The sequence below is a fragment of the Paenibacillus terricola genome, assembly GCF_014779765.1.
In the GTDB taxonomy this organism is placed as follows: domain Bacteria; phylum Bacillota; class Bacilli; order Paenibacillales; family Paenibacillaceae; genus Paenibacillus_T; species Paenibacillus_T terricola.
Window position 1 is genome coordinate 383,365 of sequence record NZ_JACXZA010000003.1, and the last position, 14,022, is coordinate 397,386.

Genomic DNA, 14,022 nt, shown 5'->3' on the forward strand with positions numbered 1-14,022 from the left:
ATAACTTTAAGGAGCGATTACTATGGGACACCCTACTATTTATCCGACGGGCGCAACCGTCTACTTGCCAGAGAAAGCTTGGAGCGGCTATACGATCTTCCAAGCAGCCCAAGTTGGCGCACTGCTGATTGATATGAACGGCAAAGAGGTTCATCTGTGGAAAGGACTGCGCGGCTTCCCGAACAAAATTCTGCCAGGCGGCTACGTTACCGGCAGCACGAAAGAACGCGATCCGAAATACGGTTTCCAGGACGAAGCGAACCTCGTCCAAGTTGATTTCAACGGCAATATCGTATGGAAGTTCGACCGTTACGAGCATATCAAGGACCCAGGCTACGAGCCGGAATGGATGGCACGTGCGCACCATGACTATCAGCGCGAAGGCAATCCGGTCGGCTATTATGCACCAGGTCAAGAACCGCAGACGAACAGCGGCAAGACGCTCATACTGGCGCACCGCAATGTCCGCAAACCGGAAATCAGCGACAAGTTGCTGCTCGATGACACGATCATCGAAGTGGATTGGGAAGGCAACATCATCTGGGAATGGGCGGTCAGCGACCATTTCGAAGAGCTTGGCTTCGACGAAGCGGCTAAGAACGTACTGTTCCGCGATCCGAACGGACGCCACTTCGGCAACGACACCGGCGGCGACTGGATGCATATCAACTCCGCATCATGGGTTGGTCCGAATAAATTCTATGACGCTGGCGACGAGCGGTTCCATCCGGACAACATCATCTGGGATGCGCGCGAATCGAACATTATCGGCATCACGGACCGCCGCACAGGCAAGATAGTCTGGCAGCTTGGCCCTGATTACTCCAAGCCTGAAGTGAAGCATCTCGGCTGGATTATCGGTCAGCACCATGCGCACATTATTCCGCGTGGTCTCCCAGGCGAAGGCAACTTGCTTGTATTCGATAACGGCGGCTGGGGCGGTTACGGCTTGCCAAACCCTGCATCGCCATACGGTCAGAAGAACGCCGTGCGCGACCATTCCCGTATTCTCGAGATCAATCCTGTGACGCTCGAGATCGAATGGCAGTACACGCCGACGGAAGCTGGTTTCATGCAGCCGCTTGACTCATACCGTTTCTATAGCCCATACATCAGCTCCGCTCAGCGCCTGCCGAACGGCAATACGCTCATTACCGAAGGCGCAGACGGACGTATATTCGAAGTGACTCGCGAGCATGAGCTCGTGTGGGAATACATCTCTCCTTATAAAAATAAAATCAACGCCAACATGGTCTATCGCGCTTACCGTGTCCCTTATGAGTGGGTGCCACAGCTCGAGAAACCGCAAGAGCAAGCCATCATTCCAATTGATGTAGCGGATTATCGCGTACCTGGCTCTGCACCAAGAGGCGCAGCGTCCACTGTCGAAATCGTTGGTACCCGTTCCTTCGATGAAGGTGCCTTCTGCGTCGCAAGCACGGATGAAATTACGGGGCAAAACCAAGGTTCACAAGAGTAAGTTATAAACCAATTAAGCGTACCCGCCCGTCCTTCTTGACGGGTGGGGTTACCACAACATTACACAGGGGGGACCCTACGATGAAATTAACGAGAAAACGTTCCACATATAGCCTGCTTCTTATTACTGTACTGATCGCCGCCCTGCTCAGCGCATGCGGCAAGGATGAAGCGAAGACGACCAGTGCATCTGACACATCTGGTAGTAGCCAGACGTCGGATGCCGCAGCCGATCCGATCTCCATCAAGGTCGCTGACATTCTCACCAATCCGGTGTTCCGCATCGCGAAGACGCAAGGCTTCCTCGATAAATATGGCATTGACGCACAAATCATCACGTTCGCAACACCAGCCGAAGGCATCAACTCCATCTTCATCAAGCAAGCAGATATCGCATGGGGCGCGGACTTCCCGATCCTTAACGCTGTGAGCAAAGGCGACTATTCCATCATTGCAGCAACCGGTACGAACACGGACATTGCAGCGGAGAAGTGGAAACTGTACGTCGGTTCCGATATCCAATCCGCAGCCGATCTGAAGGGCAAGAAGCTCAGCACGCTGCGCGGTACGTTCCTGCCTTATCTATGGGATGAATATTTGAAAGATACCGGCGTTGCTGCCGCTGACACGAAACAGATTGGCCAAGGCGGCTTCGACGAGTCTTATGTAGCGCTCAAGAAAGGCGAGATCGACGCGGCATGGGTTGTAGGCGCAGCGATGATCGAGAAGTTCAACGCGATCGAAGGAGTACACGAGCTTACGGATATGTCGAAGACGAGTGTCCGGATTGGCGGAGGCATCATCGCACCGAACAGCCTCATCAAGGAGCACCCGACGGCAGTTGCCAACCTCCTTCGCGCCCTCGATGAAGCTTCGAAATTTATCACAGACAATCCGGAGAAAACAGCTGACATTCTGTACGATGAAGTGAAGCAGCCGAAGGAATCGACGATCCGCGACCTGTCGACGAACAACTGGGAAATCGGCTTCAAGCAGGAGTCATTCGACAGCCTGTCCAGCCAGAAGAAGTATATGATCGGAGCCGGCATCATCAAGGATGACTTCGACCTTGCAAGCAAAATCAATCTCGACGGCATTAAGCAAGCTGCGCCTGATCGCGTAACGTACGGTCAATAGGCGTGTGCTTCAGGAAGTAGTTTCGATTTAGGAGGGATGCCCCATGTCTGCTAACGCTAGCGCCAACGCCAATGCGAACGCCTCTTTATCCAATACGATAACGATCGAGCGGTTGAACAAAAGCTATGCTGACCATAAACCTGGCAGCATTCATTACATTATCAAGGACATCGACCTTGTCATTAAGGGCGGCGAGTTCTTCGTCCTGCTCGGCCCAAGCGGCTGCGGCAAGTCGACGCTGCTGAACATTATTGCGGGCTTCGTATCCAAATCCGGCGGCAACCTGCGGGTCGGTGACGAAGAGATTAGCAAGCCGGGACGGGAGCGCGCCGTTGTGTTCCAGCAGGCGGACTCTTCCCTCTTCCCATGGCTGACCGTGCGCCAGAACGTTGAATTCGGGCTCAAAATGAAAAAGATGCCTAAGGATCAGCGGCGTGCAATCTCGGATCGATTCATCCGGCTCGTCGGCCTATTCGGCCACGAGAACAAGTTTCCGCGCGAACTGTCCGGCGGCATGAAGCAGCGCGTGCAGCTGGCGCGCGTGCTTGCGAACGATCCAGCCATTCTGCTCATGGATGAGCCGTTCGGCGCGCTCGATGCGATGACGCGGCGCACGATGCAAAAGGAGCTCAGCCAGATCTGGCAAGAGACGAACAAAACCGTTATCTTCGTCACGCATGATATTCAAGAAGCGCTTCTGCTCGGCGGACGGATTGCGGTGATGTCGCATGGGCCGAATGCTCGCATTTCCGATATTTACGACGTGCCGATGAGTTATCCGCGCGATGCCTCCCTGCCGGAATTCCAGGCGCTGCACCGCACAATCCAATCCCACTTCGACGCTGAGCTGGAAGGAGCCATGTACCCATGAAGCCATCAAGCATTCTGCATCGCAAATGGTTTACCGTCCCGCTTCTATGGGTATTCGCGATTCTCGCATGGCAGATCGGCGCTTGGATCTATGGGCCAGAGATTATCCCCGGACCAGTCGCGACATGGAAAGGCGCGCAGGAATTGCTTGAAGACGGTTCGCTCGTCAAATATATCGGCGTCAGCTTCTACCGCGTCTTCCTCGGCTGGGCGCTCGGCAGCCTGCTCGCGATTCCAATCGGTCTCATCATCGGCAAAGTAACAGCGATTCGCGTGTTCGCTGAGCCATTCCTGAACTTCATCCGCTTCATACCGCCGATTGCATTCATCACGCTGTTCCTCGTCTGGTTCGGCATCGGCGAACAGTCCAAGATCGCACTCATCATGTACGCAACTTTGTTCATCGTTATGATGAACACGCTGACTGGCGTATTGGCGGTCGAAGAGGACAAAATCCGTTCCGCTCGCAGCATGGGCGCATCGGAGTGGCAGATTCTGCTCCATGTTGTTATCCCAGCGACAACACCTTATATTTTCACAGGTATTCGCTTGGCGATGGGCACGTCTTACATGGCCATTATCGGCGCCGAGATGATCGCCGCGAACGAAGGCGTCGGCTTCCTCATCTGGAACTCCCGCCTGTTCTTCCGCACAGACTGGATCTTCGTCGGCCTCATTAGCCTTGGCTTAATGGGTTTCCTGACCGACCGACTGGTTGGATGGATCGGACGCAAGGCGCTGTATCGGTACGGCGTCATCAGTTCAGCGCCGATTAGGCGATGAGAACGCAAGAAACCTGCCAATAGGATTTGGCAGGTTTCTTTTTGCTAACATTATAGAGCATTCAATTCAATCTCGAATCCCAAATCTTCGATCATCTGGTGATCCGTTGTGATCTCTTGCCCTGCTGTCGTTAGATAGTCACCAACGAAGATGGAGTTAGCTGCGTACAGCGCCAGCGGCTGCAGCGTGCGAAGGTTTACTTCTCTCCCACCTGCTACACGAATTTCCTTGGAAGGGCATATGAAGCGGAATAGTGCTAGTACTCTCAAAGCCTTCATTGCCGGTATGCGTCCCGCATGTTCGAGTGGCGTGCCTGGAATCGCATTAAGGAAGTTGATCGGAATCGAGTCTGCATCCAGCTCTCGGAGTGCCAGGGCCATCTCGACAATTTCTTCATTCGTCTCTCCCATCCCTATAATGACTCCGGAGCAAGGCGACATGCCGCTCGTCTTGACCTGCTCTACCGTATCCACGCGTTGATCGTATGTATGGGTTGTCGTAATGGAAGCGTAGTTGGATCGGCTCGTGTTAAGGTTATGGTTATACCGATGTACGCCTGCATCCGCAAGACGCTTGGCCTGATCTCCCTTCAGAATGCCTAGGCATGCACAGATCTTCAGCGGCATCGTCGCACGAATCTCTTCTACCGCCGACACCACCTGATCAAGCTCTCGTGGCGTTGGGCCACGGCCTGAAGCAACGATGCAGTACGTCCCCGCTTTGCGAGCCATTGCTTCACGCGCACCTGCAAGAAGAGTATCGCGATCGAGCAGAGAGTATTTCTCAACTGGCGCCGTTGATACGATCGATTGCGAGCAGTACCCGCAGTCCTCTGGACATAGTCCGCTCTTGGCATTAATGATCATGTTTAGCTTCACCCTGGTGCCGTAATAGTGCTTCCTCACTTGAAAAGCCGCCTGCAGCAGCGGCAGTACCTGTTCGTTAGGCGACTCAAGGACAGCCAGTCCTTCTTCTCCTGTTATACATTCCCCACCAAGTGCCTTATCCGCGAGCGACTGCCAGTCGATTATGTTATCTGTCGTTTGGATGATTATCAGCTCCTATCGATCCTTATATGTTAACCTTAATTTATATTATATTGGTTAACATATAGTTGTGACCAGTTTATCAGAGCTATCAGATGACGTAAAGACAAATTTGGGATGAGAAAACACAACCACCCGCATGTTCCTCCTAGGAACGCGGGTGGTTTTGGTTCTTTTTAATATAAAATGCTGACGTACCGCCTTGTTATCTCGCTGCCTCTCAGTCTCACTATGAGAAGGGACATGGCAAGCGACGAGAGGAACACGAGAGTAAACCATGCGAAGCTGTGCGCCTCTACATGACCGAGCACATTCGAATATAAGCCAAGGAACATGCCGTGCGAACAGTAGACCAGCAGACTGCTGTCCCGAAGCAGCTTAAAGTCGATCGACCAATTCGGCGATTGCTTATGCAGAAGCATTTGGAATAAGAAGTAGGTTGTCGGAAGAAGCATGATCAGCATATTACAATCTCTTATAACGGTAAATTGATTCAAAAGCACGACCTCGAGGATCAGGCCGACGAGAGATATAGAGAATAGAAGCCCTGGTTTCGAGTGCCGAACCTTTTGCCCCCGCTCATATATACACGCCCCTAATACCACATACACCAGTCCGAAGAACAGTCCGTTCCTTGTTGTCCCGAACAATTCGAAATAATGGAGCATGAAACGGGAAAGCACCGTATCGTCGCCTAGTAAACCGAAATAAGCATCTCCGAATAGTCCAATCACGTAAAGTACGATCGATACTAGCAGCAGTTTAGACAACGACATCATTCGAATGCCGAAATAGAGCGCCGTTATTGCGAATAATAGCGCAGGAAAATACCATAAGTGAAAGTGGCCGCCTAAGAGAACAAAATCTCTTAGATAGAACAGAATCCCGCGCAGCAGATCGTGATCGTGCTTCTGATAAGAATGCTGGATATCATAAACGCCGTAGATAACACTCCATACCAAGTAAATGAGGGCTATTCGCTTCGTATACTTCACCCAATAACTGTCCGCCAGTTTCGCGGTTCGGTAATTGGTATTGGATATTTTGCTGAAAAATAAGTACCCCGACGCGGCGAAGAAGAACGGTACCGCAATGCGCGCTATCGTGTTCTCGAAGGCCAAGCTTAATGTCTCGTTCAACGACAACAGCGGCGTAGTATGAATACTGACAATCAGGATCGCAGCTATGAATTTCATGATGTCGAGGTTATTTAGGTTGTAGACACTTTTCAATTCCCTCACTACCCTTTCGCGGTAATAAAGGTCTATTTTAACATAAGTTAGAAAAATAAGGGTGTCAGAGTTCCCCACTCTCTATAGTGATCCGTTTATTTAGACCAACGTAGAACACGTCCTTATTCTCTCGAACAATTCCCGATAATGATCTAATCCAAAATCTCGCTCCAACCCGCCGATTGCTCCCCAGAAGCCATCTTCATCAAACGTTGTGAAGTCTTCCATAATTGCTTGGGCCAGATTGTGAAAAGCATGAGCAATTCGAAAGACGCGATTGTAGTTGTCCAATACATGCTCGCCACTATTTTTAATGTCCACCAGCGCTTGATAATTTAGAGCTAAGTATGCCTTTCTCTTCCTTTCTTCGATTGTCTCCACCTCCATCAGCGGCATTGCCCCTTATCTCATCCGAATCACCTTCGATGAGACATTCTAAGCCATGAGATAATATAAGTTGAAAATGAGTATTTGCCTGTTACTTCACGGCTTTAATCGACAGCCATTGAGGAAGCGCCGCCATCGGATTCGTTCTCCAGTCAGCTAAAGCTTGAAGTTCTTCAGCCGAGAAGGCGCTCTTATCTTGTATCGAATCATCGATCCAGAACGAGCCGTCTTCCGCATACATTTCTTCAATCTGATGGAGGTGCAAGCCGGATGCTATCATGGCGTTCATTAGGTCCTGCATGCGCCAGTGATATAGAGGGACATCGTCAATGACAATCGGCCCTGACGCGTCATACGGCTTGACGATGGCTGGTGTTTCGTTAGCCTTGCCGAATGGACGGTTGAAAGGATGAACGTCTGACATGAGATACGTGCCGCCTTCTTTAAGAATACGATGAATGCTGCTGTACATGGCAGTCAGATCGCTAATCCATACATGTACGCCGTTGGAGGTGTAGACCAAATCATATTCAGCGGAATTAAGCTGACCCAGCGTCATCGTGTCATCGCAGATGAATCGGATATCCCAACCATGTCTGACCGCAATGGCAGCACTGTTCTCTAATTGCCGTTCCGAAATATCGACGGACGAGACTGAAGCCCCCATCAGATGAGAAGCAAATACCGCATGGTTATCGCCGCTTGATGGAACGCATATTCTTTTCCCTTCCAGGCTTGGGCAAGCTTGTTGCAGCATGGCACACGTCGTAGGATGAAAAGCGGATTCCGGATGACGAACAATGCTTGCGATAACCTCTTCCGTTCGATAGATGGGATACCATGTTTCGGACCATTCATTCCACCTGTGTTTGACATTCGTATTCATTATTCCAGTTCCTCCCTTTGTTGCTTGGATAGGTCTAGTATAATAAGCTTCGAGGTGGAAAGCTGGATAATTATTGGTTAGCACACGACTTTTACACAAACAATAAAGCCACACCGAAAATATTCGATGCGGCTTAATGTCTTATTATCTTTTGGAATAAATAATTTTCTTAATGCTATGGTAGGAGAGACAATAGATGTCCGACAGCTCTTGCATGGAGATTCCCGCCGAAAACCGTTGACGTATCTCGTCGTTTCGAGTACTTAAGAAATGCCTTCCACCCGATTGCTGTCCCCACTTCTTACGCGAGTCTTCAGGTGCAGGAATATAAATAACCCCGCCATGGACATATTTCTGTATTTCTTTGAGCACATGATTCGGCAGGATGCTCGCAGCGTTTATATATTTCATAATGGCTCTGCTCCTTAAACGTATTCGTTATAAGGCAGCAAAGTCTATACGATAACTCCTTGCTCAATTCTTGTTACAAATGACGGTCCTATTAGACGCCCCATGCAAACAACCGTCGTTGTTTATCGTATAGACTTTGCATGGAGCTCAACCACATCGGTTAGTGTGTGCACAACAAGATCATTACACAGCACAAAATAGCCCTCCCTTGTGTTCGATCGTTCTATTAATAAGACTTTAACTTGAACAAAGCGGTATGTAAATATTTTCCCTGTTATTTGAAACAGATTCAGGATCTCAGCACTTGCACATAAAACGTATACCACACCTTTATATCAGGTGAGCAACGACATACTAGCAACATTTACTTGCTATAACATACATGTTATAACATATATATAGTAAGGGGGAGTTGGATGAAGCTTGACCATCATGTAGGGTTTCTTCTCTCGAAGACGCTTCGACAATTAAATTGTTTATTCAATTATGAATTCAACCAATATGGCATTACGAGCGAACAATGGTCCATCCTGAAAAAAATGTATGAGCAGGAAGGAAGCAGCATCAAGGATCTCGCCCTTGGAGTCGGAAAAGATCAGGCCAACGTGACAAGAATTCTAGACGTGCTTGAGAAGCGGATTCTCGTCAAAAGATGTACTAATCCTGATGATAAGCGCTCCACATTGGTATACTTTACAGATGAGGGCAAAGACCTGGCAGAGCGCTTAATTCCAACCGATGCGAAAGTGCATCAGATCGCGGTTGGCGGCTTATCGGAACAAGAAATTGCACAATTCGCACAGCTGCTTGCGGCAATCAATCAGAATGCGCAGCACTATCTAACTACAGCAAGAGACACGTAGAGAGGGAAAACCAAATGAACGACAGAGTTGTTATGCCCATCTGGATGTTTGGCGTATTTATCGTCATTATGAATACGACGATGTTTAACGTCTCCATTCCAAGCATTATTCAAGAACTTAACATTACAGCGGACCTAGGGTCATGGATCATCTCCAGCTATTCCATAGGGTATGCCCTATCAACCGTGATATATAGCCGCTTATCGGACAGCATCCCGCTGAGGAAGCTGCTGCTAGTCGGATTAACGATTCTAGGTTTGTCTTCTGTCATCGGGGTTTTCGCCCATGACTTTAGCATGCTGCTAGCTGTACGCATTCTTCAATCGGCAGGCGCAGGCACGATGGCAGGTCTCGGCCTAGTCATGGCTAGCCGCTACATTCCTTATAATCGCCGCGGCCGCGCCATTGCGATGATCTCGACCGGCAGTGCAATGGCATTCGGATTCGGGCCTATTATTGGCGGCGTTATCGGTGAATATATCGGCTATAATGGGTTGTTCGCTGTTACTTGTCTCATTCTGTTCGTGCTTCCTGTATTAATGAAGTTGCTTCCGAAGGAAGAGCCTAAGCCGAGCCAATTCGATGTGACCGGAGCTGTGTTAACGATCATTAACGCAGCGAGCTTGCTCATAGCCGTCATGCAGCGTTCCGTCTACTGGTTCATCGGCAGCGTAATCTCGATTGTCGTACACGCTTGGTACTTGAAAACCGTTAAGAAAGAAACGTTCATCAACCCGAAGCTGTTCTCGACCAAAAATTACAGTAAGCTCACTTTAATCGGCTTCTGCGTATTGGTGCTGAACCTAGGCAACCTGTTCCTGATGCCACTCGCCCTTGCCAATCTATCGCATGAGTCTACGCTAACGATCGGGCTGACCATTGCGCCCGGCGCGATTCTGTCCGCTCTGTTAGGTCGTTTCGTAGGACGCTGGATCGACCGATATGGCAATGTCCGTTTCCTGCTTATGGGGCATGCGATCTTAGCCATCGTTTTGGCCGTCTTCTCATTCGCTATTGAGGTTTCGCCGATGGTCATTCTGTGCGGGTATTTATTATTCTCGCCTTCCTTCTCCGCGACCTTGTCCTCGTTGAATAATGAAACGTCTAACATTCTGCCGAAGCAGTTGATCGGCTCGGGGATGGGTTTGATGCAGCTTATTCAGTTCTTCGGAGGCTCCATGTCGGTTGCGGTATGCGGGCTGATCCTTACGACGCAGAAGAGCGTACCGCTCGGCTTAGCGTATGAGCACGTGTATCGCGTGCTGCTCGTTGTGTGTTTGCTTTCCCTTGCCGTATCGGTATGGTACAAGCTGTCCGCAAGCCGAGCGGAGAAGCTTGTGCAGGCGACAGCTTAATTAACACTGGACAAGCTCAACAGTCAGTCTTTCATGGCATTCAAAAACAGGGCATACCACATCTCGGTGGTATGCCCTGTCTTTCCATTCGCATTGTTTACATCCGGCTGCCTTTAAGCTCCTTACACAACCGCCGGCCACAAGCCGCCGCCGGGAAGCGGACAGCCGCGCTGCTTCAGCTTGGCGACGACCGGAATGATGCAGCCGCACGCTTGGCACGTGACGCCGCTCACCAGCTTCGGACAAGCGGCGCATGCCGCTAGCCGCTGCTCGTAGATCTCGTCCGAGACAACCAGCTCCGGCGACGAGAACATCGGACTCGCCAGCAGCCGCTCAATCTGTGCGTCGGTTACCTTGTATTCCTCGCGGCAGCCTTTGCAGCCGGAATCGCCTGTCGTTCGGTTCATCGCAGCCCGTTCCCGTTACGCAAGCTCAAGCGTCGTCACCGACATGGCCGGCAGCGATACCGTAAGCACGCCATCCTTAATCGAGAACTCCGAGAATGCCCGCGGCTTCACGTTGTCCGGTTGATCGAATGTATTGTGCGCATCGATCTTGTCAGCCGTAATCGTCGTTCCTGTTACGGAGAGCGATGCATCTGCCAGTCCGCGAAGGTCGATCGATACTTCAGCCGATGCCTGATGATTGAGATGGCAGAGACTGATATGAATCTTGCCTTCGCCGTCCTTCGATGCCGTCGACGTAACGGCCGGAATCTCGGTTTTGCCTTCGAAGCTGTAGGCTCCGCCGTCCAGCTCCAGCTCGATCCGTTCCGCGTCTTGGTGCACTTTGTACATGTCGAATACGTGATACGTTGGCGTCAGAATCATCGACTCACCCTCGGTCAAAATGACGGCCTGCAGCACGTTGATCGTCTGCGCGATGTTCGCCATCCGCACCCGTTCGTTATGCTTGTGGAAAATGTTAAAGTTAATGCCTGCCACCAGCGCATCGCGCAACGTGTTCTGCTGATAGAGGAAGCCAGGCACCGTACCTGGTTCAACATCGTACCAAGTACCCCACTCGTCGACGATAAGACCGATTCGCTTGGACGGATCATATTTGTCCATAATAGCGCTGTGACGCGTGATAAGCTCGTCCATGAAGAGCGTTTTGCTCATCGTTTCGAACCATTCCGCTTCGGAGAACCCGGTCGCAAACCCTTTGTTCTCCCACACGCCAGGCACTGTGTAATAGTGGAGCGTGATGGAATCCATGAAGCGATGCGCTTCGCGCATGAGCACTTCCATCCAGTTGTAATCGTCCACGTTCGGACCGCAGGCGATCCGATGGATCCGGTTGCCGTCATAGTTCCGTACATAGGTCTGGTATTGGCGATACAGATCCGCATAATACTCCGGACGCATATTGCCGCCGCAGCCCCAGTTTTCATTGCCGACGCCGAAGTATTTCACCTTCCAAGCCTCGGCATGACCGTTCGCCGTACGAAGCGCCGACATCGGCGATTCGCCTTGGAACGTCAGGTACTCGACCCACTCGGACATTTCTTGAACCGTACCGCTGCCCACGTTGCCATTGATGTATGGTTCGCACTCTAGCTGACGGCAGAGCTCCATGAATTCATGCGTGCCAAAATGATTGTTCTCGACCACGCCGCCCCAGTGCGTGTTGATCATCCGTTTGCGCGATTCGCGCGGGCCGATGCCGTCCATCCAATGATATTCGTCGGCGAAGCAGCCGCCCGGCCAGCGAAGAACCGGAATCTTGATCTGCTTAAGCGCGTTCACGACATCGTTCCGGATACCGTTCGTATTCGGAATCGCGGAATCTTCTCCTACCCAAATGCCTTCGTAAATACATCTGCCGAGATGCTCGGAGAAATGGCCGTAAATATTGCGATCAATCGTTCCTCTTCCAATGTCTGCGTTCAATATACCCTTCAACGTCATGCTGTGCACACTTCCTTTGTTTTAGTTAGTACGATTGAAAATCATGGTTCGCCCTGCTATCAAATATTGCTGCAATTGAACAAACCAAAGGATACCGACTCAACAGCTGAGTCGATATCCACCTTGGTTAACCCCAAGCTATACGCTCTTCTCATACTCGAAGAATTCGAAATCAACATGCCCGCCGATGTTCTTCGTCGCGTAATTGAACAGGCCGATTCGATAGCCCATGAAGTGCTGCAGCATATATTTCATCTGCAGCGGATATCCGATCGAATGCCATGCCAACCCGTCCGCGGAATAGTGGAAATGCGCGAGATCGACGCCCTCCGCGAAGTTGAAATCGATCCGCAAATAGATGTGATCACCTTCATAACGAATCTTCTCCACCGCAACCTCTTCGCCATTCTCGCCTTTCACGCACATCGCGACATACCGTTCATTGTCCACATCCGCAAGAATGCCGACCGTGCCGTAGAAATGCTGAAGTGCCACCAAACCTGCGCGGTCGCCCGGCTTCATGCCGCCGAGTTCCATCCGAGTGACGCCGCTGCAAGCCGGACCTTCCGTCCGCTGCGTCAAGGTATTGCGAGCGAGCTCAACGCTGCGTGCCGTATAACCAGTCGTAAGCCGCAAGTAGCCCGGGCGCTCCGTTACCGACCACAGCGCATTGTCCGGGTTATGATTCCACTGCCAATTAAGCGCGAGCTTATTCGCTCCATATTCGAACGAATCGCTGATCACGAGCGGCTTCGCCTCCTTCTGCGGCAGCGGCACTTCGAACGTTTCCGGTACCTTACCATCGATGCCGAACACCGGCCAGTCATCCTCCCACGATACCGGGACGATGCACGGAATGCGTCCGACAGCGCCATGGTCCTGGAACAGCATGGCATACCATTCACCGTTCGGCGCATCCACGAGACCGCCTTGCGCAACCCCATTGTTCTGATATCCCATATGATCGTCCAGCACGATGCGATGCTCATATGGGCCAAGCAGCTCATGGGAGCGATAACACACTTGTCTGCGGCGGCCATTGCCTGTCCGCGGCCACTCGATGAAGAACAAGTAATAGCAGCCATTCAGCTTATAGGCATGGCACCCCTCGGCGCGCAGGCCTATGCCTTCGGTCTCGCCCTCTAACAGCAGCTGATTGATTCCGTCCGGCTTCAATGCTGTGGCATCGGACGTCAGCTCCGCAATCCGGATGCTGCCGTTGCCGTGAAACACATAAACGCGGCCATCGTCGTCGAATAAAAGGCTCGGATCATGATGCAGTCCCTGGATGACATGACGTTCCCACGGACCATTCTCAATATCCTTCGTCTGATAGACATAGAAACGATTCGTATCTAAGCTGGAGAAGCTCAGGTAGAACGTACCGTCATGGTGACGCAGGCTCGTTGCCCAAGAACCTTTGCCATAGATATGCTTGCCATCCGCCAGATTGTGCATCTCGTTGTCTTCGAACGTATCGAACGTGTAGTTCATAAGTTCCCAATGCATGAGATCTTCCGATTTCATGATCGGACAGCCGGGCATCGAGTGCATGCTCGTGCTGGACATATAGTAGACGTCGCCGACGCGAATAACGCTAGGGTCCGGTACATCCGACCAAATAATCGGATTCGTAATCATAGTTGCCGTCTCGATCATTGCG

Annotated in this window: 14 protein-coding genes; 6 read left to right on the forward strand and 8 right to left on the reverse strand. The window is 51.1% G+C overall.

Translation table 11 applies throughout. The annotated features are described in order from the left end of the window. Nucleotides 1-22 precede the first annotated feature (22 nt). The 4 genes from H8B09_RS13840 (at nt 23) to H8B09_RS13855 (ending at nt 4,269) form a co-directional block, all read left to right on the forward strand. Nucleotides 23-1,480, forward strand: coding sequence for an aryl-sulfate sulfotransferase (locus H8B09_RS13840; protein WP_191204108.1), 1,458 nt, complete (start codon nt 23-25; stop codon nt 1,478-1,480). An 80-nt stretch (nt 1,481-1,560) separates the two neighbouring features. Further along, nucleotides 1,561-2,616 carry an ABC transporter substrate-binding protein gene (locus H8B09_RS13845; RefSeq protein ID WP_191204109.1) on the forward strand — a complete coding sequence of 352 codons (1,056 nt, stop codon included), beginning with the start codon at nt 1,561-1,563 and terminating at the stop codon, nt 2,614-2,616. 43 nt (nt 2,617-2,659) lie between these two features. Next, nucleotides 2,660-3,487: an ABC transporter ATP-binding protein gene (locus H8B09_RS13850; RefSeq protein ID WP_191204110.1), complete on the forward strand. Its 828-nt coding sequence runs from the start codon at nt 2,660-2,662 to the stop codon at nt 3,485-3,487. Next, nucleotides 3,484-4,269, forward strand: coding sequence for an ABC transporter permease (locus H8B09_RS13855; protein ID WP_191204111.1), 786 nt, complete (start codon nt 3,484-3,486; stop codon nt 4,267-4,269). Before H8B09_RS13850 ends, H8B09_RS13855 begins: the two co-directional genes overlap by 4 nt. A 50-nt stretch (nt 4,270-4,319) precedes the next feature. Here H8B09_RS13855 and bioB read toward each other — a convergent pair whose 3' ends face one another. The 5 genes from bioB to H8B09_RS13880 all read right to left on the reverse strand — a co-directional run bounded on the left by bioB (nt 4,320) and on the right by H8B09_RS13880 (nt 8,231). After that, nucleotides 4,320-5,300: a biotin synthase BioB gene (bioB, locus tag H8B09_RS13860; protein WP_397376074.1), complete on the reverse strand. Its 981-nt coding sequence runs from the start codon at nt 5,298-5,300 to the stop codon at nt 4,320-4,322. A 191-nt stretch (nt 5,301-5,491) separates the two neighbouring features. Beyond that, a complete protein-coding gene (locus H8B09_RS13865) occupies nt 5,492-6,547 on the reverse strand; it encodes an acyltransferase family protein (protein ID WP_224753590.1) in 1,056 nt (351 codons plus the stop codon). A 99-nt stretch (nt 6,548-6,646) separates the two neighbouring features. After that, nucleotides 6,647-6,943 (reverse strand): hypothetical protein, encoded by a 297-nt coding sequence (locus H8B09_RS13870; protein WP_191204113.1) that lies wholly within the window; start codon nt 6,941-6,943, stop codon nt 6,647-6,649. An 82-nt stretch (nt 6,944-7,025) separates the two neighbouring features. Next, complete coding sequence (locus H8B09_RS13875) at nt 7,026-7,820, reverse strand: class I SAM-dependent methyltransferase (RefSeq protein ID WP_191204114.1); 795 nt, start codon at nt 7,818-7,820, stop codon at nt 7,026-7,028. Between the two features lie 144 nt (nt 7,821-7,964). Then, nucleotides 7,965-8,231, reverse strand: coding sequence for a CD3324 family protein (locus H8B09_RS13880; protein WP_191204115.1), 267 nt, complete (start codon nt 8,229-8,231; stop codon nt 7,965-7,967). A gap of 416 nt (nt 8,232-8,647) precedes the next feature. Here H8B09_RS13880 and H8B09_RS13885 point away from each other — a divergent pair, with 416 nt between their 5' ends. Both H8B09_RS13885 and H8B09_RS13890 read left to right on the forward strand, forming a co-directional pair. Then, nucleotides 8,648-9,094 (forward strand): MarR family winged helix-turn-helix transcriptional regulator, encoded by a 447-nt coding sequence (locus H8B09_RS13885; protein ID WP_191204116.1) that lies wholly within the window; start codon nt 8,648-8,650, stop codon nt 9,092-9,094. A 14-nt stretch (nt 9,095-9,108) separates the two neighbouring features. Beyond that, on the forward strand, nt 9,109-10,449 hold the full coding sequence (locus H8B09_RS13890; protein ID WP_191204117.1) for an MFS transporter: 1,341 nt from the start codon (nt 9,109-9,111) through the stop codon (nt 10,447-10,449). A 122-nt stretch (nt 10,450-10,571) separates the two neighbouring features. On the opposite strand, the gene H8B09_RS13895 is transcribed toward H8B09_RS13890, so the two are convergent. The 3 genes from H8B09_RS13895 to H8B09_RS13905 all read right to left on the reverse strand — a co-directional run bounded on the left by H8B09_RS13895 (nt 10,572) and on the right by H8B09_RS13905 (nt 14,018). Then, a complete protein-coding gene (locus tag H8B09_RS13895; RefSeq protein ID WP_191204118.1) occupies nt 10,572-10,856 on the reverse strand; it encodes a DUF6171 family protein in 285 nt (94 codons plus the stop codon). 15 nt (nt 10,857-10,871) lie between these two features. Then, a complete protein-coding gene (locus tag H8B09_RS13900; protein ID WP_191204119.1) occupies nt 10,872-12,359 on the reverse strand; it encodes an alpha-N-arabinofuranosidase in 1,488 nt (495 codons plus the stop codon). 138 nt (nt 12,360-12,497) lie between these two features. Next, entirely contained in the window at nt 12,498-14,018 is a 1,521-nt protein-coding gene (locus tag H8B09_RS13905; RefSeq protein ID WP_191204540.1) for a glycoside hydrolase family 43 protein, read from the reverse strand. Nucleotides 14,019-14,022 lie beyond the last annotated feature (4 nt).